Genomic DNA, 25,760 nt, shown 5'->3' with positions numbered 1-25,760 from the left:
TCTCCGGGCCTGACCCGCTCATGCCGTGCCACAGAGGATGGCTCAGGTCACTGCGGTACCGTCGGCGCGTGTCATCTGGTGAGTCAACGGCCGCTGTCGCCGCCGACGCGCCGGCCCCCCGTTCGCTCGCCGAGCGCCTGCGGACCGGGCTGCGGCAGAGTGCGGCGTTCCTGGTGGTCGGCGTGGTCGGCTTCCTGGTCGATGCGGGGACCTACAACCTGCTGGTGTTCAATCTGGGCGCCTGGGGTGGCGAGGGTCTCATGCACGACGTCCCGTTGCCCGCCAAGATCATCGCTATCGCGGTGGCCACGGTGGTCACCTACTTCGGCAACAAGTGGTGGACCTTCTCGCACAAGCAGTCCGGCAGCCCGGCCCGGGAGTACCTGTCGTACGCGGTGATCAATGTGATCGCGATCGGACTGCAATTGGGTTGCCTGGGTTTCTCCAGGTACATCCTGGGTCTGGCCACGCCGCTGGCGGACAATATCTCTGGAACATTGATCGGTCAGATCGTTGCCGTGGTGTTCCGGTATTGGGCTTATGACAAGTTCGTGTTTACCGGGCAACCCGATCGGGAAACGACCAACCGGGCGACCGGCGTGGCTGATTGATATCCTCGGGCCCGCCGCGAACCGTATTCACCGGACATGTTTGTCCAGTCGGCACAGCATGAGTTGATCAGGCCCGGAGGCGGTAGCGGAGCGTAACCACGCAGGGCCCTCGCTCATGCGCGAAAATATTGAGGATTTCGAGGACTTCATGGACCAGTCGGCTATGCAGGCCGTTACCGAGACGAACGATCACGCTGCGGTCGCGCCCGAGTCGCTGCGCGCCGAAAACCACCCGGCTCCGCGGCGGCTGGTGCTCGCCCGGGGTATCTTCACCGGACCCTCGGCGAAGATCAGCGACGAACTGTACGCGGTGGTCAAAGGCCGTGCCGTCCGGGACCGGATGATTCTGCGCCTGGACAAGGGCTCGACCGCGCACACCAACACCTATTTCGGCCGTTTCGCCGCCAGCTACTGGCAGCGCTGGACCGTGGTCACCGAGGTGCAGGCCACGATGATCCTGCAGGTCGGCAAGCATGCCAGAGTCCGGATCGTGGCCTCCGATATCGCCGGGCACCGCCGGATCGTCGGCACCGCCGAGGTCACCGCCACCGGCCCGCTGACCCTGACCGCGCCGCTGGACCAGTTCGTCGACGGCGGGGCCCTGTGGCTGGAGTTCGAAGCGGTCGGCGGCGACCTGGAGATCTCCGACCTCACCTGGACCGCGACCGCCCCCGAGACCGTACGCCCGGTCGCCATCGCCATCTGCACTTTCAACCGCGCCCAGGATTGCGCCGAGACCATCGCCGCGCTGGCCTCCGACCAGACCGTGCTCGGCTCGCTCGACGCGGTGTACGTGGTGGACCAGGGCACCGATCTGGTGGAGAACCGGCCGCTGTACCAGGCCACGCGGTCGATGTTCGGAGACAAACTGCGCTACATCCGCCAGCCCAATCTGGGCGGGGCGGGCGGTTTCACCCGTGGACTGTACGAGGTGTCCGCGGCCAACGAACACGCCGACGTCATCCTCATGGACGACGATATCCTCTGTGAGCCCGAGACCGTGCTGCGGTTGCAGGCCTTCGCCAACCTCACCGTGGAACCGACGCTGGTCGGCGCGCAGATGTTGTTCCTGCTCAACCCCGACTACCTGAATGTCGGGGCCGAGGACGTGCACCTGCACCGGCTCATGCACGGGCAGAAGGTGCCCAAGGCGCTGCGCAACACCAGCATGCTGAAGAAGAACCAGGAACGCCGGGTCGATGCCGGATACAACGCCTGGTGGACCTGCCTCATCCCGGCCGAGGTGGTGAAGAAGATCGGGCTGCCGTTGCCCATCTTCTTCCAGTGGGACGATGTCGAATACGGGGTCCGCGCCCGCGAACACGGGTTTGTCACGGTCACGCTGCCCAATGCGGCGGTCTGGCACGCGGACTTCTACTGGAAGGATTTCGACGACTGGGCGCGGTACTTCAGCACCCGCAACTCGCTGATCGTCAGCGCGATGCACGCGGACCTGAACCCGGGCACGGTCACCCGGCAGCTCTTCCGGAACATCTCCGAATATCTGGTCGCGATGCAGTACGGTCTCGCGCACACCACCCTGCAGGGCATCGAGGATTTCCTGGCGGGACCCTCGATCCTGCGGGACGGCGGTGTCGAGCCGCTGAAACGGGCCCGGACCAGTCGCGCCGACTACGCGGAGACCCTCAAGCATCCCGCGGCGACGCCCCCGGTGGACTCCTCCGAGATCCGTGTGCGTCGCGCCGGTGGCGAACCGAGCCGACTGCTGGCGGTGCTGATCAAACGCGCGATCCAGCAGTGGACCGGCAAGGTCCAGTACGGGTTGGTCGGGGTCACCCGCGAAGACGCGCACTGGTGGCATGTATCGCTGTTCGACCATGTCGTGGTCACCGATGCCTCACAGTCCGGAGTCCGGGTTCGCAAACGTGACAAGGCGACTGCGCGCGCCCTGCTGCTGCGCACGGTGCGGGTACTGCGGCGGTTGTACAAGGAACTGCCCGATCTTGCGCAGCGCTACCGCGCCGCGCACGCCGAGCTCACCAGCAGGGAGAACTGGGAGCGGCTGTACGGGATCGACTCCGACCGGAACTGAGCCGGACGCGTCCTGTCCGAACGGGCCACGCCGTATCCGCGGCGTGGCCCGTGGTCGTCAGAGGAACAGGTCGGTGGTGAGGGGTTCGTCGCCGGGGGTCACCCGGTATCTGTCCAGGTCGGTGATGCCGTGGGCGGCGAGCACCTCGTCGTCTATGAAGAAATTCCCGGTGGTCGCGGTGGCCGGTGAGGTGAGTACCAGGTAGGCGGCGTCGGCGTAGATATCCGGGGTTCGCGAGGTACGCACCATCTCCTCGCCGCCGAGCAGGTTGCGCACGGCCGCGGTCGCGATCGTGGTGCGTGGCCAGAGCGAATTCACGCCGATACCGTCGGATTTCAGTTCCTCGGCCAAACCCAGTGTGGTCAGCGACATCCCGTACTTGGCGATGGTGTAGCCCAACGAGGAACCGGCCCATTTGGGGTCCAGGTTCAGGGGTGGCGACAGCGTGAGGATATGCGGATTACGACCGGCTGCCGCGGAGTCGCGCAGCGCGGGTATGCACAGCTTGGACAGCAGAAAACTACCGCGGCAATTGATGTCCTGCATGAGGTCGTACTTCTTCATCGTCAGCGAATCGGTGGGAGACAGATCGATGGCGGAGGCATTGTTGACCACGATGTCTATACCGCCGAAGCGCTCGGTGGTCAGCCGGACCGCCTCGGCGACCGATGCGTCGATCCGCACATCGCCGACGAACGGCAGCACGGTCGCCCCCGCCTCCTCCAGTTCCGCGGCGGCGGTGTGGATCGTGCCCGGCAATCTGGGATGGGGTTGATCGGTCTTGGCGATCAGCGTGATGTTCGCGCCGTCGGCGGCCGCCCGTTTGGCGATCTCCAGCCCGATACCGCGGCTGCCGCCGGACATGATCATCGTCCGGCCGCTCAGCGGTTTGTCTCCGGTAGCTGTCATTGCCTGCCCTCCTGTTGGTCGCGGGCGCCGACCGCTCTGCGTTCGGCACTGCGTTCCGAGCGTAGGCAACAGGTCCGGGCTTGCCCAGGACCGTGCGATCCGATGTGCGGGTGTCGGACGGCCGGCGAGTGGTCGGGCCGGTCGTGCGGCCGGTCCACTGGTGTCGCAGGATGCACGACCGACCCGCCCGCGAGATCACCGAGTCTCGCTTGGCTCGCCGCATCGAGCGTATGCGGCCGTCGTCGAATTCTTGTACGCGAGCCCGTCCACTGCCACCGCTCTTATCTGCGCGTTCCGGCCGCGGCACCCCCGGGTCGCCTCTTTGTCAGTGACTTCGAGACGTCCTCGTCCGGGCGAGTCCGCCGGACACCAACGGCCGAGCGATGCGCCGTGCGGGGGCCTCTATACCTGAGGTTCGGACGCTTCTGCGAAACCGATCCGTGCGCGGCCGGCCGTCGCCGACCCCGCCGCGCGCGGATCGTCGCTCACATCGTGGCGATCATCAGGATGTTCAGCAGGAAGATCAGGGCGACGAATGCCCAGATCACATACATGACCACCATGCCGGGAGTCTTCTGCGGAACCGGTCCGATCGCTCCGTTGAGGAAGATGAGCGCCGGGGTCCGGTAGTAGTACCGGACCGCCTGCCCGGGCTGGACCGGCACCGCCACATCGGCCGGACCCATATCGAACAGCCAGGGCGTCGTAACCCGCACGTGGTACTGCCCTGGGCCGACCGGAATATGGTTGGCGCCCCACCGGGTGTTGGGCACCCGCTGGCCGTTCACCGTGATCTTGGGTTTGGTGATCGCGAGCAGGAACGCTATCGGGGCGTAGGAACAGTCCACCGTGATACCCGGCGGGTCGTTGGGCGCGGCCAGGGGCGGCTGCCCGTAGGGTCCGGGCTGCCCGCCCGGACCGAACTGGGCAGGGGGCTGTCCGGGCGGCTGCGCGTATGGACCGCTGGCGTATTGCGGCTGGGCGGCCGGCTGACCGAAGCCCTGCGGCGGCTGGCCGGGCGGCGGTGCACCCCACGGCTGCGGACCGCCCTGTGGCCCCCCTGGATACTGTGGCTGCCCAACCTGGTTCGGTGCCGGCGGCGCGTACTGCTGTGGCGGCGGCGGAAACTGGCCGGGTGCGGGCAGGCCCTGTGGCGGCTGACCGCCGGGGTAACTCATCGATCTCCTCCCGAATCATGCAGATTGCCAGCCGAACTTACCTGGCGGGGAGCGATCTCTCCCATCCGCCGTCAACCCTGGTTGTCCGGAAGGTGACCGATTCGGGACGCTATGGGTGCCGACGGGCTAGTCCGGTTTCTGGAACTGCTCGTTACGTCCGAGGCTGCGCAGATGGAACCACTCGCGCAATCCGGCCGGGTCGCGGCGGGTCACCAGGAAGAACCAGGAGAACCGGATCCACTCCTGGGGCAGCAGCTTTCGCATACCCGGCTGGGACATGAGATAGCCCCGGTTGCGGTAGGTGAAGTACCGCTTCACCGGATCGTCCGGGTACTGGGTGTGCATCCGGCCACCGAGGATCGGCTTGAACTCGGCCGCGCCGTTGGGGTGCAGATAGGCGGTTTGCAGACAGGTTCCGAAGGGTAATCCCGAGCGGACCAGCCGCCGGTGCACCTCGACCTCGTCGCCGCGCACGAACAGCCGCAGATCCGGTACACCGATCACGTCCACCGCCTGCGCGGAGATCAGGGCGCCGTTGAACAGCGACGCGATACCGGGCAGGAAGTCCTCGCCGCCCAGTTCGGACCGCAACCGCCGCCACACCACACCGCGGCGCAGCGGGAAGGCCAGGCGGTCCGGTTCGTCGATATCGCAGACGACCGGCGAGACCTCTACCAGCTCGTGGCGCCGCGCGCAGTCGAACAGGGTCGCCAATACCTCGGGACCCTCGGGGCGGCCGTCGTCGTCGGCCAGCCAGACCCAATCGGCACCCAGGCTCAGCGCGTGCAACATGCCCAGCGCGAAACCGCCCGCGCCACCCAGATTGTGCGCCGAACCCAGATAGGTGGTCTCGATGGGCTGGTCCGCCACCAGTTCGGCCACTTCGGCCTCGTTGCCGTTGTCGATCACGATCAGGTGATCGACAGCGCGCGATTGCGTGGCGACGGCCTTCAGCGATTCGGCGAGCAGCTCGCGGCGCTTGTGTGTGACGACTACGGCGACGATCTTGGCATCCGGTCCGTACTCGACCTCCGGCAACACCGCGGCGGCCGCTTCGTGTTCCCGCGCGGGAGCCGGAGCCGAACGCCGGGGGCCGCTGGTGCCGGGCGCACCGGGGACCGGCGCGGCCGGCACGTGATCGCGTTTCTCCGGCGCTTCCGATCCTGGCTCGCCGGATACCGGAGAGGGCGCCACCTCATGGCGCTCGGCTTTCGCCTCCGGGGCCGACCCGCTGCTGTGCCCGCCGGGAACTGTCGCGGGCGCTATCGGGTCACGCTTTGCTTCCGCCTGGGAGGATCCGGGCTCGCTCGTGCTGTCGTCGGGCACCGGCGAGGGCCCTGCGTGGTCACGCGTCGCTTCCGCCTCGGAGCCCGGCTCGCTCGTGCTGTCGTCGGGCACCGGCGAGGGCTCTACGGGGTCACGCGTCGCTTCCGCCTCCGGGCGGGACTCGCTCATGCTGTGTTGTTCTCCAGTTCTCGTTCGCCGTCGGCCGTTTCCGGTGCTGGTGCGTCGTCGGCACGATCGGACTTCTCGGCCTCGATCTCCCGCAGGACCGCCGCTACATGATTACCCGCGTCCGGACCCTCGTAGGCCCGGACGACCTCTTCGATCCCGCCCTGCAACCGGACCTGGCCGTGATCGATCCACAGCGCGGTATCGCAGAGCTGGGCCAGGAATTCGTTGGAATGGCTGGCGAACACCAGGATGCCCGAGCGGGCGACCAATTCCTGCAAGCGGATCCGCGCCTTCTTCATGAACTCCGCGTCGACCGCGCCGATCCCCTCGTCGAGCAGCAGGATCTCCGGGTCGATGGAGGTCACCACGCCCATCGCCAGGCGCACCCGCATACCGGTCGAATAGGTGCGCAGCGGCATGGACAGATATTCGCCGAGTTCGGTGAAATCGGCGATCTCGTCGATCTTGGCCAGCATCTGCTTGCGGGTCTGCCCCAGGAACAGACCGCGGATGATGATGTTCTCGTAGCCGGAGATCTCCGGGTCCATCCCGACGCCCAGATCGAACACCGGCGCGACCCGCCCGCGGATCCGCGCGCTACCGCGCGAAGGCTCGTAGATCCCGGACAGCAGCCGCAGCAGCGTGGACTTGCCCGCACCGTTGTGGCCGACCAGGCCGACCCGGTCGCCTTCTTTCAGCGACAGGTTGATATCGCGCAGGGCCTCGACCACCACGACATCGGACTGGTTGCGGCCGATCGAACCGCCCGCCTTGCCCAGGAACGCCTTTTTCAGCGACCGGGATTTCGCGTCGAAGATCGGGAACTCCACCCACGCGTTGCGGGTTTCGATACTCACGTGATCACTCATGATCGCCTGACTCCTAAACCCAGTAGGGCACGCGCGAACGGTACTTGCGCAACGCGATCGCCGCGGCGATCCAGCCCACCACGGTGATGGCGCCGACGATCACCCAGTGGTAGGGCTTCTGGTCGTCGCCGAGCAGCGGCGCGCGCACGATCTCCAGATAGTGGTAGGTGGGCACCACTTCGGCCAGCCGGGCCCGTTCGGCGACCTGGCCGCCCTGCTCGTGCAGGCTCTTGGTGTTCCACATCACCGGGGTCAGCACGAACAACATCAGCGTCATACTGCCCAGGATCGGCGCGATATCGCGGTAGCGGGTGCTGAAGATACCGAACAGCACCGAGACCCACATCGCGTTGAGGAACAGCAGCACCAGGGCCGGTATCGCGAAGACCACGGTCCAGTGCAGATCGCGCCAGACCCCGAACAGGGCCAGCACGACGAAGTAGATCAGCAGGTTGTGCGCGAAGAACAGCATCTGCCGCCACACCAGCCGGTACACGTGCACGCTCAGCGCCGACGGCAGCTGTTTGATCAAGCCTTCGTTGGCGACGAACACCTCAGCGCCCTCGAGGATCGAGGCGTTGATGACATTCCACACGATCAGGCCGACCGCCACATACGGCAGGTATTCGGTCAGCGGTTGCCCCAGCAGCGCGGCGTACAGAATGCCGATGGCGGTGGCCTGCACGCCGGTGGCGATGGTGATCCAGAACGGACCCAGCACCGACCGCCGGTAGCGCTGTTTGATGTCCTGCCAGCCCAGCGAAAGCCACAGTTCGCGCTGCCGGAACCCGTCGCGGATATCGCGCCAGGCCCGGGACCAGGACTGCGAATCCGATTCGATGGGGTCCGCGGCGGTCACCTCGGTGATATCGGAGACGGCGGTATCGGCGCCGACGACCGGGGTCTGCTCGGAACTCACGGGCTTCTCATCTGCGGCGGGGTCGTGGTCGGGGCGCACCGGGCTCTCGTCGGTGCTCTCCGGATCGTCAGGGTTTACCAGGTCGGAGCGAGCGGAAGCTGCAGGCACGGTGCACGACACTACCTCGGTGGGCGAGTCCCGGTACCGGCCGCCTATATACCACCGCGTTCAAAGGTATTGTCCGGTGCCTCCGATGGACTGGCCCGGCTGCGCGCCGCGGCCTTCCGCGGTATGGATACCCGGAGGCAGCGCGCCTTGACGCATCTGCTCGAGTTGGGCCCGCGCGGCCATCTGCTGGGCGAACAGCGCCGTCTGGATTCCGTGGAACAGACCTTCCAGCCAGCCCACCAGCTGCGCCTGGGCGATACGGAGTTCCGCGTCGGAGGGCACGGCGTCCTCGCTGAACGGCAGCGCCAGCCGTTCCAGCTCCTCGCGCAGCTCCGGCGCCAGGCCCTGTTCCAGCTCTCGAATCGAGGATTTGTGGATCTCGGCCAGCCGGGTGCGGCTGGCGTCGTCGAGCGGAGCCGCCCGTACCTCCTCGAGCAGCTGTTTGATCATGGTGCCGATCCGCATGACCTTGGCCGGCTGCTCGACCATATCGGCCAGCGATTCGGAGGTGTCGCGCTCGGCGCCCTCCTGCTCGGGCGCCTCCCGGCCCGGGTAGGACGCACTCGTCGCGGCGCCCGCGGGCAGCACCAGCGGACGGCCCTCGGGGCCGATCACGACAACGGGATCCGATGCGTCATCCGATTGCGTCATGGTCCCCATCATGTCGTGTTCGCGCCGAACGCGCTAAGCCGGTGGTGGTCACGCGGGTTGTAGACCCCGGACCAGGGTTACCGGAATATGGACCCTGCCTTAAAGTGACCTGCATGACTTACGACGTCGCGCGGGTCCGGGGACTGATCCCCTCCCTGGCCGACGGCTGGATCAACCTGGCTCCGCAGGCGGGCATGCTTGTTCCGGATTCTGTCTCGCGCGCGGTGTCCATCGGTTTCCGCTCGTCGTCGTTCTCCCACCACGGCCGCCACGGCGCAGCCAAACGCAGCGCCGATATGTTGCACGAGGCCCGGGTGGCCGTCGCGGACCTGGTCGGGGCGGACCCGAGCGGGGTGGTGCTGGGACCGGACCGTGCCGTCCTGCTGGCCTGGCTCGCCGAATCGCTGAGTTCCCGGCTGGGGCTGGGCACCGGGATCGTCCTGTCCCGGCTGGACGACGAGGCGAACGTGGCGCCGTGGCTGCGGATCGCCAACCGCTACGGCGCCCATGTGCGCTGGGCCGAGGTGGAGATCGAGACCTGCGAGATGCCGGCCTGGCAGTTCGAGGAGCTCATCGGGCCCACCGCCCGGTTGGTCGCGCTCACGGCCGCCTCACCGATCGTGGGCTCGGCGCCCTCGGTGCGGGTAGCGGCCGAACGGGTGCACGAGGTCGGTGGACTGCTGGTCGCGGACGCGGTCGGCGCCGCACCGTACGCGCTGCTCGATATCGACGACCTGAACGCCGACGTTGTCGCATTGAGCGCGCCGAGCTGGGGCGGCCCGCAGGTCGGGGCGCTCGTCTTCCGGGACCCGGCGTTCCTGGACCGGATCCCGTCCATGGCGTTGAACCCCTACGCCAAGGGCCCTGAACGGCTCGAGGTCGGCGGACACCAGTACGCGCTGCTGGCCGGTCTCACCACCTCGATCGATTATCTGGCCGGGCTCGACGAACGGGCCCGCGGCACCCGCCGGGAGCGGCTGGAACTGTCGATCACCTCGCTGCAGGACTACCACGACCAGCTCTTCGACCATCTGATGAGCACCCTGGACAAAATCGCCGGCCTCACCGTGATCGGCAGGGCCTCCACCCGCATCCCGACGGTCAGTTTCACCATCGACGGTATGCAGGCGGAGAAGATCGCCGCCGAACTGGCCGATAAGCGCATCAATGTGCTGGCGGGCTCGCACGGCGGCAGCCGGTTACTGGACGCACTGGGTGTGAACGACGAGGGCGGCGCGGTGACCATAGGTCTCGCGCCGTACACGACTCGCCGGGAGATCGATCAGTTCGGCCGGGCCCTGGCCGCGCTCGGCTGACCGGCCCCGCCGCGCCCGGTTCCGCCGGGCACGAGCGAGGTCATGTGCGGCCCGCTCCGTCCGCTACCGCCTACCGGCCCGGCTCGCTCGTACCGGCGTTCCCGATCCGCAGGATCACTTTGCCGAATGTGTCGTGTTCGTCGAGCAGTTCGTGCGCCCGGGCCGCTTCGGTCACCGGGATCTCGGCGTGGATCACCGGGACGACCGCGCCCGTCTCCAGCAGCGGCCAGACGTGGGCCCGTACCTCGGCGATGATGTCGGCCTTGCTGCCGCGGCCGGTGGCCGGGCGATCGCGTAGTTTGATCGCGCGCACCGTTCCGCGTTTGGCCATGAGCTCGCCGAGGTTCAGTTCGGCGTTCACCCCGCCCTGCATGCCGATCACCAGCACCTGCCCGTCCAGGGCCAGCGCCGCCACATTGCGCGCGAGATAGGCGGCGCCCATGTTGTCGAGGATGATGTCGGCACCCGGTCCGCCCAGGCCCTGTTCGGCCCGGATGAGATCGACGAAATCGTGTTCCCGGTAGTTGATGAGCACGTCGGCGCCCAGTTCCGCGCAGCGCGCCAATTTCGCCGCCGACCCGGCCGTCACCGCGACCCGGGCGCCCAGCTGCGCCGCCACCTGGATGGCGTGGGTGCCGATACCGCTGCCGCCGCCGTGGATCAGCACCAACTGCCCGGAATGCAGGCCGGCGGTCAGCACCAGATTCGACCAGACCGTCGCCGCGACCTCGGGCAGTCCCGCGGCCGCCGCCAGGTCCAGGCCCGCCGGCACCGGTAGCACCTGTCCGGCCGGGACCACCACCTTTTCGGCGTACCCGCCGCCGGACAACAGCGCGCACACCCGGTCGCCGGCCGACCAGTCCCGGACACCCTCGCCGACCTCCGCGATCACGCCTGAGCATTCGAGTCCGGGCACGGCGGTGGTGCCCGGCGGGGGCGCGTACCGACCGCGCCGCTGCAGCAGATCGGCCCGATTGACGCCGGCCGCCGCCACGTCGATCACTACCTCGCCGTGCCCGGGTACCGGGTCCGGGGCATCGGACCACTGCATCACCTCAGGGCCGCCGAATCCGTTCAAGTTGATCGCGCGCACGGGTCCCATACTGCATCAGAAATCGCCGAGAGGGTGCCCGCGACTGGCCGGACACGGCTACCGTGAGCGCCGTGAGCAGCTTCATCGACTTCCAGAACGAGATCTACCTCCAGGGAATGGGCGGGACGGTTCCCGAGCTGCCGATGACCGCGGACGGTTTCGCGGACCGGGCCCGGGAGTTGCTCGACGCGCGCGCCTACGCCTATGTGGCCGGTAGCGCCTCCACCGAACGCACGGCCGTGGCCAACACCTCCGCGTTCGATCGGTACCGGATCGTGCCGCGCATGCTCTGCGGGACCAGCGGGCCGGGTGCGCGCGACACCACGGTCGAGGTGCTCGGCACCAGGCTGGCAGCCCCGGTGCTGACCTCGCCGGTCGGGGTGCTGGAACTGCTGCACGAGAAGGGGGAGGTGGTGGTGGCCCGGGCCGCGAAGGAGCTGGGCGTCGGCAGCGTCCTGTCCACCGCGTCCTCCTCGACCATCGAGGAGGTGGGCGAGGCCGCCGGCGACTGGTGGTATCAGCTGTACTGGCCCGCCGACGACGAGCTGGCCCGCTCGTTCGTGCAGCGCGCGCAGCGGTCCGGGGCGAAGGCGATCGTGGTCACCGTGGACACCCCCTCGCTGGGGTGGCGGCCGCGGGATCTCGAACTCGCGCATCTGCCCTTCCTGCTGGGCAAAGGTATCGCCAACTATCTGTCCGATCCGGTCTTCCGGGCGAAGCTGTCCGCGCCGCCGGAAGAGAGCGAGGACGCGCTGCGGATGGCGATCCTCACCTGGGTCGGCCTGTTCGGCAACCACACGCTGCGTCCCGCCGACCTGGCCAAGCTGCGGGAATGGACCGATCTGCCGATCGCGGTGAAGGGCGTGCTCCATCCCGACGATGCCCGGCTGGTGGTGGACGCCGGCGCGGACGCGGTGTGGGTGAGCAATCACGGCGGCCGGCAGATCGATAATTCCATTGCCGCGCTGGACGCGCTCGGTGCGGTCGTCGGCGCGGTCGGTGACCGGGCCGATGTGCTGTTCGACTCCGGGGTCCGCTCCGGTTCGGATGTGGTGGTCGCACTCGCTCTCGGCGCCAAAGCGGTGGGTTACGGCCGGCCCTGGGCCTACGCACTCGGTATCGCCGGTGGCGCGGGGGTGCGCCACGCACTGCGCCTGCTGCTCGCCGATTTCGATTCCGCCATGGGGCTTTCCGGTTGCGCCGACCTCTCCGGCATAACCCGTGACCTGCTCGCCGTGCCCCGATGACCGCGCGGCCGCCCGGCCGGTGACCGGTGGCCGGCTTTGGGTCGCGCCCGGTCGTATCGGTTACCATCGAGGCCCTGGAGACGTGGCAGAGCGGCCGAATGCACTCGCCTTGAAAGCGAGAGTCGTGAGAGCGACCGGGGGTTCAAATCCCTCCGTCTCCGCCAGGCTCGGCTGTGTCATCCCTCGTCGGCCCGGCCCCGGTCGGCCGCGGTCAGTGGCTCGCTCAGCGGGAGAAGTCCGGGGATCGTGCGCCGCGAGGCCTCGAGCGAACGGTTGTCCCGCCCGCCCGGCCGTGTGATGGTTTGCCGATGCAGAGTGCGGTGTGGGAGCGCCGCGGGGGGAGGGGATCGTATGGCGGAAGAACTCGATCAGACGTGGCAGACCGGGCCTGCGCTTGCCTGGAGAGCGAGAGTCCCGGTAGCGACCGGGTATTCGAGTCCGTGGTCTCCGCCGGAGGCCGGCCGGTACTCGACGGGTGCGTCCGGGGCTCAGGCTCGGACCGGCCCCTCCACCAGGTTCATCTCGTTCCACAGGCGGTGCCAGTCCGCGGCCTGTCCGGGGTGGCCGGCGTAGGCCTGCGTGAGCGCCTCCCGGAAGTTCTGGTTGCGCACCAGGTGGGCGTATTCCTCTCCAGGCGTGCGTGAGCGGGCCCGCTCCTGCGCCAAAACCATGCCGCCCTCGGGCGGTGCCGACCACTCACCCGTCGCCGACCGGTGGTTCTCGTACAGCAGGCCGGAGCGGGAACGCACCCTGATCTCGTCCACGGCCACCGGTGGATGCTTCGATTCGAGCAGGCGCAACAGCTCGGCCGAGCCGTCGAAACAGATGTCCTGCGCACGGAAGGGTACATACCGCCCGGTGCCGTCGCGCAGGCGCTCGCCGAGGAAGCGGGCGAGCACCGACGCCCCGCTCTCCCTCCGTGATACCGCCACGGCTTCGACGGCCGAGTGATAGTGGTACATCTGGAAGCGGTCGATGACCCCCGCCGCCCGCATCGGGTTGCCCGCACCCTCCTCGAGAACGGCGTTCCGCCGACCCGCGATCACATGGTCTATGGCCATATCGAGCCATCGCTCCGCAATGGGATACAGGTGATCGCCGGCCGTGAAATCGTCGAGCGCACGCAGTTCGGCGAACATCGGGTGGTACCGCATGTAGTTGTCGGCGATCAGCGGGACCGCACCACCGCGGTCACGGAAGGACGCGACGATGGACCTTATCGCCGTGGACTTTCCCGCACCCGGCTGCGCCAGGGCGACCACGAGCCGGGGCCGGCCCACGGCGGCCGTGGCGCGACCCGGGACATCCAGCTGTTCAGGAACGATCCTCTGCTCGAAGATCCGGCACATATCGTGATCGGACAACGCGAAGCGCAGGGCGCTCTTGCGCAGCCGATCCGCGAAATAGCGTCCGGATCGGCTGATTTCCCCGCTCGCGGTGTAGATCGCGTTGCCGATCCGACCGAATCCCCGCGTGGCGACCACCGAAACCGGTGATCGCATGCACTCCACTTCAACCCACAGGATGCGATTCTCTCGGATTCTCGCCCGTGGGCAGCCCCCGGGGAAACGGGTCACGGCGCCGGTGACGTGCCGGAGCGGCCCGGCGCGAGAGGGTTGCCCCTGCTTCCTGGTCATCGGGCGGTACGCGACCGTGCGGCGCGGCCCCTCGGCCTTCCGCGAACCCCACCCGTTTCCGGGACTACACGGCGGCCGTACCGGTTCATATGCGGTAAGCCGGATCCAGTATCGCCGCGACGCGGAACAACGACCGTATGAGCGCTGCAGGCGCGGGTCTTGCGTACGGTGGACACGTGACGCGATCGAGCGACGTAACCCCCGGACCGGCGGCGACGCCGGCCGCCGGGCGGTGGCCCGCGGTTCTCACCTGGCGTGCGCACGACGGCTCGCGGATGGAATCGGTCCGCGTAACGCTCAACGGCAACCGGATCCGCGCCAGCGGCCGGATCATCGGCGGCGGTTGCGGTGAGCACACCGCGTTCAGTGCCTCCTACGATCTGGTCACCGATGAGAACGGGGCGACCAGAAGGCTGTCGATGAGCAGCACCACCGCCGCCGGGGAGCGGCACGCGTCGCTGGCCCGCGACGAGGAGAACTACTGGCTCGTCGACGCCCCCGGCACCCATATCCGATCCATGTTCGGCGGCGCCCTGGACGCGGACGTGGTGCTCAGCCCGTTCTTCAACACGCTGCCCATCCGCCGGTTCGGCCTGCAGCACGCCATGGAGGATGTGCAGGTGCCGGTGGTCTATGTCCGGTTACCGGAGCTGACGGTGCAGGAGGCCGATCTCACCTACAGCAGCGCCGGGGACGGGATCAGCGTTCTTTCGCCGGTGTCCAGCGCGACCCTCACCGTCGATCCCGACGGCTTCGTACTCGACTACCCGGGCCTGGCCGAGCGGGTGTGAACCGCGGCCGTACCCGCCGTCACGCCCGGCCCGCTTCCGCCTGGCTCAGGCGTCCGGGGCTGCCCCAAGCCGGGTGATGACCCCGCCGGCCCGGCCCGCTTCCTGCAGCTTCTCCAGCCAGCCCGGCGCGCCCGGGGCGATATCGGTGATCTCCCAGCGTTGGGCCGTTTCGTAGCGTTTCCGGGCGGCGTGGCCGGCCGCGGTGAGCTCGGCGAGCGAGGTCTGTGCGCTCAGGGACTGTCTGGCCTCACCAAGCGCGGCCAGTGTCTCGTCCAGCACCGCCAGCAGCGCCTCGGAGTTGGGTTCGCAGATCGCCCGCACCAGATCGGCTGCGGTGCCCGCGACCCGCGTACCGTCCCGGAACGACCCCGCCGCCAAGCCGAGCGCGAGGTCCCCGCCACGGGCTCCGGCGACCGCCAGCGCCTCGGCCAGCACATGCGGTAGATGTGAGATCCGGGCCACGGCGCGGTCGTGTTCGGCGGCGGTCACCGGGACCACCACCGCGCCGCAGTCCAGGGCCAGCCGCGTGACGCGCGTCCAGACGTCCGCGTCGGTGCCCGGGTCCACGCCGACGGCCCACGCCGCACCACCGAACAGTTCCGGATCGGTTGCCTGCCAGCCCGATTCGGCGGTGCCGGCCATCGGATGCCCGCCGACGTAGCGAGCCTGCAGTCCGTACCGGCGCACCGCCGCCGCGACAGGGGCCTTCACACTCACCACATCGGTCAGCGCGCACCCCGGCGCGTGTTCGGCGATCGCGTCGAGCATCGTGTTCACCGCCGGCATCGGCACCGCCACCGCGACGAGAGCATCGGCTTCGTCGGCCCGGCGCAATACCGCCGCCAGATCGTCGCCGACATCGAAACCCGAGGTCCGGGCGGCCGCCACGCCCGACGCCGAGCGGTTGTATCCCCAGCAGGTCCGACCGGCCGCGGTCGCCGCACGCAGCAGCGAGCCGCCGATCAAACCCGTTCCGAGAACACAGAGCGCCGTATGGTCGTCAGCAGTCACCGGAACAGATTCGCATACGACTTCATCTAACGGCCTCGGGCCGACTACCGTTGCGCCCATGGCAGCACAGCGCTCGGGGACGAACAGGGCGACGTCGGATGATTACGACGACGTGGAAGGGTTCGCGGTGGCCGTTGTCCGGGAAGACGGTACCTGGCGGTGCACTCCGTTGACCTCGGCCGCGCTCACCACCCTGTCGGCCGCGGAGACCGAGCTGAAAGCCCTGCGTTCCTCCGGCGCGGTCTTCGGACTCCTGGACGTCGACGACGAGTTCTTCATCGTGGTCCGGCCCGCTCCCAGCGGTACCCGGCTGCTGGTGTCGGACGCGACCGCGGCGATCGACTACGACATCGCCGCCGATGTCCTCGAGGAACTCCATATCGAGATCCCCGATATAGATCCCGACGAACTCGACGACGTCGAACCGTGGGAGGAAGGCGACCTCGGCATCCTGGCCGATCTGGGCCTGCCCGAACCGGTGCTCAGTGTGATTCTCGCCGAGACCGATCTCTATCCCGACGAACAGCTCGCGATGATCGCCCAGCGGCTGGGTTTCGCGTCGGAGTTCTCCGCGGTGCTCGACAAACTGCCCCGCTGAGGTGAGCGTTCCGCTCACCGATATCGAGATGGTGCGTACGGCCCTCGCTGTCGCCGCCACCGCCGACCCGCGCGATGTTCCCGTGGGCGCGGTGGTGTTCGACGATCAGGGTAGGGAGCTGGCCCGCGCCACCAATGCGCGTGAGGCCTCCGGTGATCCCACCGCGCATGCGGAGGTGCTGGCCCTGCGCCGCGCGGCCGCGGTTCACGGCGACGGCTGGCGGCTCACCGGCACCACCCTCGCGGTGACCCTGGAGCCGTGCACCATGTGCGCGGGCGCGCTGGTGGCGGCCCGGGTGGATCGGTTGCTGTTCGGGGCGTGGGAGCCGAAGACGGGAGCGGTCGGTTCGCTGTGGGATGTGGTCCGCGACCGGCGGCTCAACCATCGTCCGCAGGTGCGCGGCGGGATCCTGGAGACCGAATGCGCCGCGATTCTCGACGAGTTCTTCGGGAACCGGCGCTGAACGCGTCTTCTCTGCGGTCGTGCGTGTATACCGCGAAGGTCCGCAGGTCCGGCCCCGATTTAGGGATACGGGACTGTTCCGGTATTGTTGCGGGCGGTGGCGTGTCCGAGCGGCCTAAGGAGCACGCCTCGAAAGCGTGTGAGGGGTAACCCCCCTCCGAGGGTTCAAATCCCTCCGCCACCGCTTCAGCCCCTCGCCTTCGCAGGTGAGGGGCTTTTTTCAGTGGGACGGTCGGGACGGCACCGCTTCGGGGCCCGGGGTGGTTCGCGTCGCCGGGCAGCGTTCCAGATGCAGTGTGCAGGTGGGGTTCACCCGCGGCAGGGCGCGTGCGGCCGCCTCCTGCATGGAAGTGGGGCCGCAGACATAAACGGCCGTATGGGGGTTCGCGCGGGCGAGGATCTCCTCCATATCCGGAGCCCCGTACTCGTCGTCCGGACGGATGACCGCGCCGGGGACCCGGTCGAGGAAGGGCATCGACTCCCGGCTGCGTCCGGTATAGACGAGTTTGCCACGCCGGCCGGCTGCCTGGGCCATGGGAAGAATGGGGGTGATCCCCATGCCGCCGGCGACGAAGAGATATTCCTGCGCGTCGATGAACGGGAAGGTGTGCCGGGGGCCGTAAACCCGCAACGCGTCGCCGCTGCGGAGGCTTTCGTGGATTTCGATCGAGCCGCCGTTGCCGTGCGGCATGAGCCGGACGGCGATGCGGTAGGCGGATCGGTCGCGGGGATCACCGCACAGCGAGTACTGGCGGCGGCGCCCGGACGGCAGGGCCAGTTCCAGGTGGGCGCCCGGTAGCCAGGCGGGTAACGGATCGCCGTCGGGATCCACCAGGACCACGGTCACCACATCGACGGCCTTGCGCCGGATCGCGGCGACCACGAGCCTGCGGTTGAAACCGCTGTGGCAGAGCACCTTCGAGTGCGGCAGCAGGGAGGCGGGCCGGTGGGCGACGAATATCGACCGGCAGACGTCCACGGCCGTGCCGATCATCTGGAAACCGCGCGCCGGTACCTGGGTGCCCATCAGTTGACTCCCGATAGTCGGGACGTACGACGCACCAGGATGGAACAAGCGACTGCTCGGCTGGTCTGCACCATTCGGCGAATCTACATCGCAACATTATTAATAGCAATGTTGCAATATTGCGAGTGCCCGATAGGTGTTTGCGCTCACGCGGTACTTGCTAGCGTTAACTGCATGTCCGCCGCGTATACATCGTCACCCGGACTGCAGGACGGTATCGAGGCTCGCATTCTGGACGCGGCGTTGATCAGATTCAGCGAGTTCGGCGTCAAGAAGACGACCATCGAAGACATCGCCAGGCAGGCCGGTGTCGACCGCGTCACCATATATCGCCGGGTCGGTTCCCGCGATGATGTGGTGCAGGCGGTCGTGAGCCGAGAGGTAGCCGCGGTCCTCATCGAGGTCGACGCCATCTCTACCCGACACTCCTCTCTGGCCGACCTGATCGCCGATATCTTTGTGACAGTCGTCACGCGATGGCGGGATCATCCGCTGGTCAAGCGCATGCTGACCGTCGAACCGGAACGCATTCTGGAAAAACTGACCGTGGAGGGCGGCCCGGTCTTCGCCATGTCGGTGGCGGCCGCCCATACCGCCCTGTGCCGCGCCGCGGACGCCGGGCTGTTCACCGAACCCGCCGATCTGCTGAACCGCGCGGAAGTGGCGTGCCGGCTGGTGCACTCGTTCATCCTCTGTCCGTCGGGCCTGGTGCCTCTGGAATCCGACGAGCAGCTCGACGAATTCGCCCGCGCCTACGTGGTTCCCATCGTTGCCTCCGGCCAGTGAGGGCCGGGCCGCCCGGCGGCGGTGCAGCGGACAGCTTCTGACCGCAACCGATGTCATGCTCGCGCCATGACCACTCCACCTCTGATCAGCCCTGTGTCCGAGCTCGGCAACGGTTACGGCAGCCTAAACGCTTTCGCCGCGGTCAAGGGGCCCGGCGGCGCCCGGGCCTTCATCGAGTTCCTCGGCGCGGTGTTCGACGCAGCCCAGACCCCGCAGGCGCACGCGGTCGACACCGACGGCCTGCTGATCCACGCGGAGGTGCGGATCGGCGATTCGTGCCTGATGGTGGTGGACTCCAAACCCGACTGGGTGTTCACTCCCGCCCTGCTCCAGGTCAATGTGGCCGACTGCGACGAGATACTGCGGCGGGCCGCGGCGCGGGGGGCGCGGATCATCACCGAGACCACACCCTTCTACGGCGCTTCCTCCCTCGCCCGCTTCATCGATCCGTGGAGCAATGTGTGGTGGCTGTTCGGGCCCGCGATCGAAAACGCGCCGGAACCGACCTGGGACCCCGAGGCGGTGACCGAAGAGTCCGATATCCATGCCACCATCTGCCGGGCCATGCGGGAATTGTCCGCGCCGGTGGAGTCGACGCCGTAGTTCCCGGTCGCGCGGCGGCGGGTTCTCTGCCGGCTCCGGTAGCGGCAGCGTCACGGTTTCGGCGCGGACGGCGGAATTCGCCGGCGGGCGCGCGGCGCCCTGGAGAATCGAAGCTATGACCGCTCTCGTCCTGACGCCCGAACGCCGAACCGAATTGGCCGCGTTGCTCGACGACGAGGCCCGGTTGCGGACCGAATACCCGAAGGTCGCCGAGTACCTGTCCACCGCGCCGCTGTTCGACGGGACCGGCGATCCGCATGCCGATGCGGCTTTCGACCTGCGGTTCGTGCACTACATGACCGGAGGCGAAACCGAGTCGGGTAATCCGTACTGGGATATCGTCGGCCCGGCCGTCGGATCCGCGAGCGACCGGCGGGTCGTCGACGGCGGCAACCCGCGAGGGAGCGTGCGGCTGGGCTTCGCCCAGACGATCCTGCAGGCCGCGTACGCCTACGCGATCCCGGCACCGGAGACGCTCGACTGGATCGTGGCCTTCGGCGCGGGACGCCCCCTGGTCGAGTTGGGGGCTGGGCGCGGCTACTGGGCGAAACTGCTCGCCGACCGGGGCGTCGCGGTGACGGCGTTCGACTCCGCGCCCCCGGATACCACGGTGAACGTATCTTTTCCCGGCAGCGCCGGAAACCCGGCCGTATGGTTCCCGGTCGGTGCCGCCGAGGGGTTCGCGGCCGGGTTGGCCGAAGAATCGGTCCTGTTCCTGTGCTGGCCGCCGGGCTGGGGCGATCGAATGGCGTCGGCCGCACTGGAACTCTTCGAGTCCCGCGGCGGTCGGCGCCTGATCTACGTGGGCGAACCCCAGGGCGGCAAGACCGGCGACGACGCTTTCTTCGCTCGGCTCGCCGCCGGTTGGTCGCTGGAATCGGTGGACGAGCGGCACGTGCGCTGGTGGAATCTCGGCGATGTCGCCCAGGGGTGGGTACGGAACGGAAAGCGGCTCCCGGCCTGACTCCGGCATCGCCGGAACACGGCGTCCGGCCCGGCGAGCGTGTTTCTGGTGGGACCGCCGTCAGGATGCGGCGCCGTTGCCGGACGCCCGGCGCCGTGCCCTGGCACGAATCACGTAGACGGTCACTCCCATAGCGGTAGCGGCCACACCGGTTGCCACCGCCGTCCAAGGCAGAGTGAAGGCCAGCACCAGGCATCCGAGCAGACCGAGAACAGGAATCACGCGCGGTGGCCGGTTCTCGGCCGCGGTCAGCGTCCAGGCCGAGGCGTTCGCGACGGCGTAGTACAGGAGCACGCCGAAGGAGGAGAAACCGATGGCCGAACCTACATCGGCGGTCGCGGCGACCACCGCGACGAGCACTCCGACACCGATCTCGGCGCGGTGCGGCACCCCGAACCGGGAGTGCACCGCCGAGAGCGCTTGCGGCAGATACCGATCGCGTGCCATGGCCAGCACGGTGCGCGAGACCCCCAGGGTCAAGGCGAGCAGCGAGCCGAGCGCCGCCGCGGCGGCACCGGCGCGGACCACGGGTTCGAGCCAGGCCACGCCGGTGACCTGCACGACCTGCGAAAGGGGTGCGGTCGCGCCGGCCAGCCGCTGGGGACCGAGCACGCCGAGCGCGGCCACCGCGACCACTGTGTAGACGGCCAGGGTGATGGCCAGCGCGAGTGGAATCGCCCGCGGGATCGTGCGCGAGGGATCGCGTACTTCCTCTGCCAGAGTGGCGATCCGCGCGTACCCGGCGAACGCGAAGAACAGCAGTCCGGCGGACCGGAGGATCCCGCCGACGGTCACCTCCGTGTCGAACACGAGCCGCTCGGTATCGGCGTGCCCGGTGGTGAAGGCGGCCACCACCACAGCGGCCAGCACGCCCAGCACGACAGCTACCACAATCCGGGTCAGCAAGGCCGATTTCTCCACCCCGCGGTAGTTGACGGCGGTCATCGTCACCACGGCGGCGACGGCGACGGCATGTGCCCGGTCCGGCCACACATAGGCGCCCACGGTCAGCGCCATGGCCGCGCACGAGGCGGTTTTGCCGACCACGAAACTCCAGCCGGCCGCGAACCCCCAGAACTCCCCGAGCCGCTCCCGCCCGTACACATAGGTGCCGCCGGAAACCGGATACCGCGCCGCCAGCCGAGCCGACGAGGTGGCGTTGCAGTAGGCGATCACCGCCGCGACCACCAGCCCGGCCAGGAGCCCGGCCCCTGCCGCGCGCGCGGCCGGCCCGAGCGCGGCGAAGATCCCCGCACCGAGCATCGAACCCAATCCGATCACCACCGCGTCGGAGAGCCCGAGCCGCCTGCGCAGCCCGCCGGGGAACTTTCCCTGTGGATGATCCGGAGTAGACGATCGCTCGGCCACAACTTCTCCTAGCAGAACGCCGAGTCGACAGCTCGGGCAACCGACAGGCCGATTCGCAACCTATGCCGCGATCGGCGCCTCCGCTACCCGACCGGACCGCACGCCCCGCTCAGTCGATGCCGGTGCGATAGCGGGTGATCGCCTCCTCGAGCTGCCGGCCGTCACCGGAGTTCTCCCGCTCGACGGCTCGAAGCACGTCCGCGATCTTGGCCATGCGCCGCTCGACCTGCGCACGGTAGTTCTCGATATCGAGCTCGTGATAGTCGGCGATCGCGGACAGGACTTGGTCGAGTTCCGTCGCCACATCGGCCGCGCCCAGTTCGACCAAGCGGTCGCGCACAGCGGTCAGGTCGTCGCGGTGGCCGAGCAGTTCCTCGGGTCCCAGATCGGACAGATAGTTGTCGCTGCCGCTCATGTCTGTGTCCTCCCGGCTCCGGGTTGTCGTGGCTTCGGTCCTCGCCGCCGGTATAACCACTTTCTCGCTTCGTTATCTCGGATGCGGGAGTTGTCGCAATCCGGTGCGTACTCGATGCGGTGCGCGGGGGGTGATCAACTCTTCAGCTCACCGGTCGCCGAAGAAGACGCGGATATCGTCGGCCAGAAGAGCGGGTTGTTCGAGGGCGAGGTATGCGCCGGCCGCGTCGATCTCGGTCCAGCGGGCGACCGTGGTGTCGCGGTCGGCGAAACGGCGGACGGTGACATCGCCCGCCGCGACGGCGAACGCGGTCGGCACGGTCACCTGCGGCTTGGGCGCCCAGGCCGCTGGGTCGTGGGCCAGGTCATTGTAGGTCTGCGCGATCGAACCCGATGTGGCGGTGAACCACTGGACGCTGACATCGGTGAGCATCCGGTCCCTGGAGATCGCCTGTTCGGGCAGGTCGGCCTTCGGATCGCTCCATTCCTTGAACTTCTCCACCATCCAGGCCAGCAACCCGATCGGCGAGTCGTTGAGACCGTGCGCGATGGTCTGCGGCCTGGTCGACATGATGATGTTGAACCCGATTCCGTCCCGCATGAACGTGTCGATCGCCGCCATCCGCCGTTGTTCGTCAGCGCTGAGTCCGTCGACGTTCTCGTCCGGCATCGCGACGTAGGCGTTGACGTGCAGGCCGATCAGCCGGTCCGGCACTTGGCGGCCCATCTCGAGCGACAGGTTCGCGCCGCCGCCGCCACCGTGGGCGCCGAACCGCTCGTAGCCCAACCGTGTCATCAACTCCGCGAATGCCGACGCGGTCCGCGGCACGGTCCAGCCGGTATCGGACAGCGGGGTGGAGAACCCGAAACCGGGCATGAACGGGATCACCAGGTGGAAGTCTCGCGAGAGCGGCTCGATCACATCGAGTAAACCCATTGCGCCACCGGGATTGTCGTGCAGTAGCAGCAGCGCTTTCGCCTCTGGACGCTCATTGCGGAGGTGCTTGAAGTGGATCCGCTGACCGTCGATCTCGGTGGTGAACTGCGGCCACCTGTTCAGTTCCGCTTCGGCCGCGCGCCAGTCGAATTCGTCCCTCCAGTAGTCGGCCAACTCGCGGAGATAATCCACCGGGACGCCGCGGCTCCAGCTCGCGCCCGGCAGGGCGGGCGTCCAGCGCGCCCGGGTCAACCGCTCGCGCAGATCTTCCACTTCCGCCTGCGGAACGTCGACAACGAAGGGGTGAATGGTGGACATGGCATCTCCTTTGGAACGGAATGATCTCTTCCGTTCAAACCATAGCGGAACATTCCGTTCCGTTTCAAGTCGGTCCCGCCCTGCCATCGAGATCACCATGCCGACGCCGGCGAGACCGTACCGACGTCGAGCCGGAGATGCGCCGTCCCCGACCGGCCGGCACCGCCGATGGTCGCTACCGGCGCGATCGGGCGGTTGCGCATCTCCCGCCCACCGCCATCGAGGAGGACAGTGGCCTGCCTCGATGACGGGATCCTTGCCGGCAGCTCCTGATGTCCGCTGCCGGCCCGACGGCCCGGCCTCACTTCAGGTGCCGGGCGAAGAACCGATTCGCCTCGTCCCCCTCGAACTGTGGGACGCCGGTGTGCCCGCCCATATTGGCGTGCAGCGTCTTCTCCTCGGAGCCGAAGGCGTCGAACAGGTCCAGGGCCATTTGCCGGTCGTTGTGTTCGTCGTCCCACTGCAGCAGGACCTGCAGCGGAATGGTGACCTGCCGAGCCTCCTCGAACATGATGCGGGGCACGAAGCTCCCGGCGAACAGCAGCGCGGCCGCGATGCGCGGTTCGACCACCGCCAGCCGGACGCCGATGGCGATCACCCCGCCCGAGTACCCGACCGGGCCGCCGATCCCGGGTAGCGAAAGCAGGGCGTCCAGAGCGGTCCGCCATTCCGGGACCGCCTTGTCGACCAGTGGGAGGACGAGCCGGTCGACTATCTCGTCGGCGACCGGCTCACCGGCCTCCACCGCCCGGCGCAGGTCGGCGCGAGCCTGCTCGGCGGCGGCGGACCGGGGCCGGTCACCACTGCCCGGAAGCTCGATGGTGGCTGCGGCGAAGCCCTCCGCCACAGCGTGCCGGGCTCGCGCCACCAGTCGCGGGTGCATCATGTGCAGTCCGCCGGGGTGGCCGACCAGGATCAGCGGCGCCGGTGCGGATGCCGGCTCGGGCGTCCACAGGACGCCGGGGATATCACCGAGGGTGAATTCGCGTTCGAGGACGCCGTCGTCGAGGCGTTGTTCGGAAGTGAATTGCATTGTCGGGCCTTTCGGGAGTGCTCTCGAGCGGCGCTCCCGGACGACCTATCGCCCGACCGTGACCCCAGAGGGGAGCACCCATGTCGATACTGCGTTCACGGATACCACCTCCTCGTTCTCTGGCACGGCCTCCGGAAAGTAGCAGCCGTCGCCGTGGTCCGCCAACAGGTTTTCGCGGAGGAGGATCGGAGGGGAACTCCCATACCGGAGGGCCACGGGCTATGCGATCAGCGATACCTCGAGGCATCCGATTCCGGTGCATGTACTCGAAACGCCGATCGGCCTCCGGTCCGCTCTCGCGGATCGGAGGCCGATCTCTGTGCGCCCGAAGGGATTCGAACCCCTAACCTTCTGATCCGTAGTCAGATGCTCTATCCGTTGAGCTACGGGCGCGTACACGTATTCAATTGTCACCCGGTTTCCCGGGCGTGGCGGAGGCGAGAGGATTTGAACCTCCGGTCCCCGTGAAGGGACAACTCATTAGCAGTGAGTCCCATTCGGCCGCTCTGGCACGCCTCCTGGAGCCTTCTCTTCGAGGGCACCGGTCCTTTCGAACCGCCGAGCAGAAAGGCTACCCGAGCTTGTAGGAAAACTGCAAAACGGCTGGTAGATCAGCGTAGGTGGCTGTCGAACCAGTCGAAGATGCGGGTTCGGGAGTCGATCAGGTCGTCGCCGTCTTCCTCACCGCCCGGATGGTCGGCGCGGTGGAGCTGACCGGGGTAGGTGACCACGAGGCTGGCGACGGCGGCGGTGGCGGTGGCATCGCGGAGGGCGTCGATGTCGTCGGCGGAGGTCTCCGCCTCGGCGCCGAACAGGCCCAGCCAGGGGGCCTGCAGGCGTGGTGCGGCCACCACCAGTGCTTCGGCTTGTTCGGCGATGGGGGCGGCGATGCCGGTGGCGCCGACACTCACCGCGGCGCCGACGGGGCGGTTGGTGGCGACCAGGAAGGACGCGGTGCCGGCGGTGTCGAAACCGAGCACGCCGATGCAGTCCGGGAAGACGCCGCGGTGGGTGAGCCAGTCGAAGCAGGCATCGAAATCCTCGAAGAGTTCGTCGCCGTACACCCCGGACGACGACGCGGTGGCGCGGTGGAACAGGTCGGGTGCGACGACCAGCCACCCTTCGCCGGCGAGGGCGCGCATGAACTCCAGCAACGATCCGGTGAACTCCCGGGCCTCGTGCAACAGGACGATTCCGCCGCGGGCGAAGCCGTCCGGTTCGATGACGGTGATGGGCACATGCTCGTCGGCTTTCGGGCTGGTGGCAGCCCCTGTCGGCTCTTGGTCGTGTCCGTTCGCTTCCGGTTCACCACGCCGCAGCAGCGCGATATCGTCATAAGTGCCCGACATGTTCCCAGCGTAGGGCGATATCCCGGGACCGGGAAGAATTAGCGGTTGAGCAG

Annotated in this window: 25 protein-coding genes and 4 tRNA genes; 12 read left to right on the top strand and 17 right to left on the bottom strand. The window is 68.2% G+C overall.

Going from position 1 to position 25,760, the window contains the following annotated elements; genetic code table 11:
- Positions 1 to 68 precede the first annotated feature (68 nt).
- Together NS4_RS10465 and NS4_RS10460 are read left to right on the top strand one after the other, a co-directional pair.
- Positions 69 to 611, top strand: a complete 543-nt coding sequence (locus NS4_RS10465; protein ID WP_245665252.1) for a GtrA family protein — start codon at positions 69 to 71, stop codon at positions 609 to 611.
- 148 nt (positions 612 to 759) lie between these two features.
- The gene (locus NS4_RS10460; protein WP_063059334.1) at positions 760 to 2,664 is read left to right on the top strand and encodes a glycosyltransferase; all 1,905 of its coding nucleotides are present in this window, start codon (positions 760 to 762) and stop codon (positions 2,662 to 2,664) included.
- Between the two features lie 57 nt (positions 2,665 to 2,721).
- Here NS4_RS10460 and NS4_RS10455 read toward each other — a convergent pair whose 3' ends face one another.
- The 6 genes from NS4_RS10455 to NS4_RS10430 all read right to left on the bottom strand — a co-directional run bounded on the left by NS4_RS10455 (position 2,722) and on the right by NS4_RS10430 (position 8,753).
- Positions 2,722 to 3,573, bottom strand: coding sequence for an SDR family oxidoreductase (locus NS4_RS10455; RefSeq protein ID WP_063059321.1), 852 nt, complete (start codon positions 3,571 to 3,573; stop codon positions 2,722 to 2,724).
- A 485-nt stretch (positions 3,574 to 4,058) separates the two neighbouring features.
- The gene (locus NS4_RS33335) at positions 4,059 to 4,751 is read right to left on the bottom strand and encodes a hypothetical protein (protein WP_245665250.1); all 693 of its coding nucleotides are present in this window, start codon (positions 4,749 to 4,751) and stop codon (positions 4,059 to 4,061) included.
- A 126-nt stretch (positions 4,752 to 4,877) separates the two neighbouring features.
- Complete coding sequence (gene glfT1, locus NS4_RS10445; protein WP_063059332.1) at positions 4,878 to 5,789, bottom strand: galactofuranosyltransferase GlfT1; 912 nt, start codon at positions 5,787 to 5,789, stop codon at positions 4,878 to 4,880.
- Between the two features lie 413 nt (positions 5,790 to 6,202).
- Positions 6,203 to 7,075: a galactan export ABC transporter ATP-binding subunit Wzt/RfbE gene (gene wzt / locus NS4_RS10440; RefSeq protein ID WP_063059320.1), complete on the bottom strand. Its 873-nt coding sequence runs from the start codon at positions 7,073 to 7,075 to the stop codon at positions 6,203 to 6,205.
- 13 nt (positions 7,076 to 7,088) lie between these two features.
- Entirely contained in the window at positions 7,089 to 7,943 is an 855-nt protein-coding gene (gene wzm / locus NS4_RS10435) for a galactan export ABC transporter permease subunit Wzm/RfbD (protein WP_245665257.1), read from the bottom strand.
- Positions 7,944 to 8,162: 219 nt separating this feature from the next.
- The gene (locus tag NS4_RS10430; RefSeq protein WP_084487090.1) at positions 8,163 to 8,753 is read right to left on the bottom strand and encodes a bacterial proteasome activator family protein; all 591 of its coding nucleotides are present in this window, start codon (positions 8,751 to 8,753) and stop codon (positions 8,163 to 8,165) included.
- 113 nt (positions 8,754 to 8,866) lie between these two features.
- On the opposite strand from NS4_RS10430, the gene NS4_RS10425 reads away from it, so the two are divergent.
- Positions 8,867 to 10,069, top strand: a complete 1,203-nt coding sequence (locus tag NS4_RS10425) for a cysteine desulfurase-like protein (protein WP_063059319.1) — start codon at positions 8,867 to 8,869, stop codon at positions 10,067 to 10,069.
- 70 nt (positions 10,070 to 10,139) lie between these two features.
- On the opposite strand, the gene NS4_RS10420 is transcribed toward NS4_RS10425, so the two are convergent.
- Positions 10,140 to 11,162: an NAD(P)H-quinone oxidoreductase gene (locus NS4_RS10420; RefSeq protein ID WP_063059318.1), complete on the bottom strand. Its 1,023-nt coding sequence runs from the start codon at positions 11,160 to 11,162 to the stop codon at positions 10,140 to 10,142.
- A gap of 71 nt (positions 11,163 to 11,233) precedes the next feature.
- On the opposite strand from NS4_RS10420, the gene NS4_RS10415 reads away from it, so the two are divergent.
- Positions 11,234 to 12,409, top strand: a complete 1,176-nt coding sequence (locus NS4_RS10415; protein WP_063059329.1) for an alpha-hydroxy-acid oxidizing protein — start codon at positions 11,234 to 11,236, stop codon at positions 12,407 to 12,409.
- A gap of 76 nt (positions 12,410 to 12,485) precedes the next feature.
- A tRNA-Ser gene (locus NS4_RS10410) sits at positions 12,486 to 12,573 on the top strand.
- A gap of 324 nt (positions 12,574 to 12,897) precedes the next feature.
- Here NS4_RS10410 and NS4_RS10405 read toward each other — a convergent pair.
- Positions 12,898 to 13,911 carry a zeta toxin family protein gene (locus NS4_RS10405; RefSeq protein ID WP_063059317.1) on the bottom strand — a complete coding sequence of 338 codons (1,014 nt, stop codon included), beginning with the start codon at positions 13,909 to 13,911 and terminating at the stop codon, positions 12,898 to 12,900.
- Positions 13,912 to 14,222: 311 nt separating this feature from the next.
- Here NS4_RS10405 and NS4_RS10400 point away from each other — a divergent pair, with 311 nt between their 5' ends.
- Positions 14,223 to 14,837 carry a putative glycolipid-binding domain-containing protein gene (locus NS4_RS10400; RefSeq protein WP_281218864.1) on the top strand — a complete coding sequence of 205 codons (615 nt, stop codon included), beginning with the start codon at positions 14,223 to 14,225 and terminating at the stop codon, positions 14,835 to 14,837.
- 45 nt (positions 14,838 to 14,882) lie between these two features.
- Here the strand turns inward: NS4_RS10400 and NS4_RS10395 are convergent, their stop codons facing one another.
- Complete coding sequence (locus NS4_RS10395; RefSeq protein ID WP_245665248.1) at positions 14,883 to 15,848, bottom strand: prephenate dehydrogenase; 966 nt, start codon at positions 15,846 to 15,848, stop codon at positions 14,883 to 14,885.
- A gap of 58 nt (positions 15,849 to 15,906) precedes the next feature.
- On the opposite strand from NS4_RS10395, the gene NS4_RS10390 reads away from it, so the two are divergent.
- The 3 genes from NS4_RS10390 (at position 15,907) to NS4_RS10380 (ending at position 17,092) form a co-directional block, all read left to right on the top strand.
- Positions 15,907 to 16,446 carry a tRNA adenosine deaminase-associated protein gene (locus NS4_RS10390; RefSeq protein ID WP_063059315.1) on the top strand — a complete coding sequence of 180 codons (540 nt, stop codon included), beginning with the start codon at positions 15,907 to 15,909 and terminating at the stop codon, positions 16,444 to 16,446.
- Positions 16,447 to 16,474: 28 nt separating this feature from the next.
- On the top strand, positions 16,475 to 16,909 hold the full coding sequence (locus NS4_RS10385) for a nucleoside deaminase (protein ID WP_063059327.1): 435 nt from the start codon (positions 16,475 to 16,477) through the stop codon (positions 16,907 to 16,909).
- A gap of 95 nt (positions 16,910 to 17,004) precedes the next feature.
- A tRNA-Ser gene (locus NS4_RS10380) sits at positions 17,005 to 17,092 on the top strand.
- Between the two features lie 36 nt (positions 17,093 to 17,128).
- Here NS4_RS10380 and NS4_RS10375 read toward each other — a convergent pair.
- Positions 17,129 to 17,935 carry a ferredoxin reductase gene (locus tag NS4_RS10375; RefSeq protein ID WP_063059314.1) on the bottom strand — a complete coding sequence of 269 codons (807 nt, stop codon included), beginning with the start codon at positions 17,933 to 17,935 and terminating at the stop codon, positions 17,129 to 17,131.
- A gap of 174 nt (positions 17,936 to 18,109) precedes the next feature.
- On the opposite strand from NS4_RS10375, the gene NS4_RS10370 reads away from it, so the two are divergent.
- The 3 genes from NS4_RS10370 to NS4_RS10360 all read left to right on the top strand — a co-directional run bounded on the left by NS4_RS10370 (position 18,110) and on the right by NS4_RS10360 (position 20,288).
- Positions 18,110 to 18,721, top strand: a complete 612-nt coding sequence (locus NS4_RS10370; RefSeq protein WP_063059313.1) for a TetR/AcrR family transcriptional regulator — start codon at positions 18,110 to 18,112, stop codon at positions 18,719 to 18,721.
- Positions 18,722 to 18,787: 66 nt separating this feature from the next.
- Entirely contained in the window at positions 18,788 to 19,324 is a 537-nt protein-coding gene (locus NS4_RS10365) for a VOC family protein (protein WP_063059312.1), read from the top strand.
- A 115-nt stretch (positions 19,325 to 19,439) separates the two neighbouring features.
- Positions 19,440 to 20,288, top strand: a complete 849-nt coding sequence (locus NS4_RS10360; protein WP_063059311.1) for a hypothetical protein — start codon at positions 19,440 to 19,442, stop codon at positions 20,286 to 20,288.
- Positions 20,289 to 20,348: 60 nt separating this feature from the next.
- On the opposite strand, the gene NS4_RS10355 is transcribed toward NS4_RS10360, so the two are convergent.
- From NS4_RS10355 to NS4_RS10325, 7 genes are all read right to left on the bottom strand, one after another.
- Positions 20,349 to 21,551, bottom strand: coding sequence for an APC family permease (locus NS4_RS10355; protein WP_245665255.1), 1,203 nt, complete (start codon positions 21,549 to 21,551; stop codon positions 20,349 to 20,351).
- A 214-nt stretch (positions 21,552 to 21,765) separates the two neighbouring features.
- On the bottom strand, positions 21,766 to 22,071 hold the full coding sequence (locus tag NS4_RS10350) for a hypothetical protein (protein ID WP_063059310.1): 306 nt from the start codon (positions 22,069 to 22,071) through the stop codon (positions 21,766 to 21,768).
- Between the two features lie 147 nt (positions 22,072 to 22,218).
- Positions 22,219 to 23,325: an epoxide hydrolase family protein gene (locus tag NS4_RS10345; RefSeq protein WP_063059309.1), complete on the bottom strand. Its 1,107-nt coding sequence runs from the start codon at positions 23,323 to 23,325 to the stop codon at positions 22,219 to 22,221.
- 301 nt (positions 23,326 to 23,626) lie between these two features.
- Entirely contained in the window at positions 23,627 to 24,358 is a 732-nt protein-coding gene (locus NS4_RS10340) for a dienelactone hydrolase family protein (protein ID WP_063059308.1), read from the bottom strand.
- Positions 24,359 to 24,678: 320 nt separating this feature from the next.
- A tRNA-Arg gene (locus NS4_RS10335) sits at positions 24,679 to 24,751 on the bottom strand.
- 36 nt (positions 24,752 to 24,787) lie between these two features.
- Positions 24,788 to 24,877: transfer RNA gene (locus tag NS4_RS10330), tRNA-Ser, on the bottom strand.
- 92 nt (positions 24,878 to 24,969) lie between these two features.
- On the bottom strand, positions 24,970 to 25,707 hold the full coding sequence (locus tag NS4_RS10325; RefSeq protein ID WP_063059307.1) for a dienelactone hydrolase family protein: 738 nt from the start codon (positions 25,705 to 25,707) through the stop codon (positions 24,970 to 24,972).
- Between the last annotated feature and the right edge of the window lie 53 nt (positions 25,708 to 25,760).

Origin of the sequence: Nocardia sienata NBRC 100364, assembly GCF_001613205.1 — a bacterium.
Classification (GTDB): Bacteria; Actinomycetota; Actinomycetes; order Mycobacteriales; family Mycobacteriaceae; genus Nocardia; species Nocardia sienata.
Note: the sequence above shows the minus strand (reverse complement) of the source record. Positions and strands in the feature narration are given on the sequence as shown.

Coding starts and splice junctions, on each gene's coding strand:
- NS4_RS10460 (WP_063059334.1), top strand. CDS start 760: ATGGACCAGTCGGCTATGCAGGCCGTTACCGAGACGAACGATCACGCT.
- NS4_RS10455 (WP_063059321.1), bottom strand. CDS start 3,573: ATGACAGCTACCGGAGACAAACCGCTGAGCGGCCGGACGATGATCATG.
- NS4_RS33335 (WP_245665250.1), bottom strand. CDS start 4,751: ATGAGTTACCCCGGCGGTCAGCCGCCACAGGGCCTGCCCGCACCCGGC.
- wzt (WP_063059320.1), bottom strand. CDS start 7,075: ATGAGTGATCACGTGAGTATCGAAACCCGCAACGCGTGGGTGGAGTTC.
- NS4_RS10430 (WP_084487090.1), bottom strand. CDS start 8,753: ATGACGCAATCGGATGACGCATCGGATCCCGTTGTCGTGATCGGCCCC.
- NS4_RS10425 (WP_063059319.1), top strand. CDS start 8,867: ATGACTTACGACGTCGCGCGGGTCCGGGGACTGATCCCCTCCCTGGCC.
- NS4_RS10405 (WP_063059317.1), bottom strand. CDS start 13,911: ATGCGATCACCGGTTTCGGTGGTCGCCACGCGGGGATTCGGTCGGATC.
- NS4_RS10390 (WP_063059315.1), top strand. CDS start 15,907: ATGGCAGCACAGCGCTCGGGGACGAACAGGGCGACGTCGGATGATTAC.
- NS4_RS10385 (WP_063059327.1), top strand. CDS start 16,475: ATGGTGCGTACGGCCCTCGCTGTCGCCGCCACCGCCGACCCGCGCGAT.
- NS4_RS10375 (WP_063059314.1), bottom strand. CDS start 17,935: ATGGGCACCCAGGTACCGGCGCGCGGTTTCCAGATGATCGGCACGGCC.
- NS4_RS10370 (WP_063059313.1), top strand. CDS start 18,110: ATGTCCGCCGCGTATACATCGTCACCCGGACTGCAGGACGGTATCGAG.
- NS4_RS10365 (WP_063059312.1), top strand. CDS start 18,788: ATGACCACTCCACCTCTGATCAGCCCTGTGTCCGAGCTCGGCAACGGT.
- NS4_RS10360 (WP_063059311.1), top strand. CDS start 19,440: ATGACCGCTCTCGTCCTGACGCCCGAACGCCGAACCGAATTGGCCGCG.
- NS4_RS10355 (WP_245665255.1), bottom strand. CDS start 21,551: ATGCTCGGTGCGGGGATCTTCGCCGCGCTCGGGCCGGCCGCGCGCGCG.
- NS4_RS10350 (WP_063059310.1), bottom strand. CDS start 22,071: ATGAGCGGCAGCGACAACTATCTGTCCGATCTGGGACCCGAGGAACTG.
- NS4_RS10345 (WP_063059309.1), bottom strand. CDS start 23,325: ATGTCCACCATTCACCCCTTCGTTGTCGACGTTCCGCAGGCGGAAGTG.
- NS4_RS10340 (WP_063059308.1), bottom strand. CDS start 24,358: ATGCAATTCACTTCCGAACAACGCCTCGACGACGGCGTCCTCGAACGC.
- NS4_RS10325 (WP_063059307.1), bottom strand. CDS start 25,707: ATGTCGGGCACTTATGACGATATCGCGCTGCTGCGGCGTGGTGAACCG.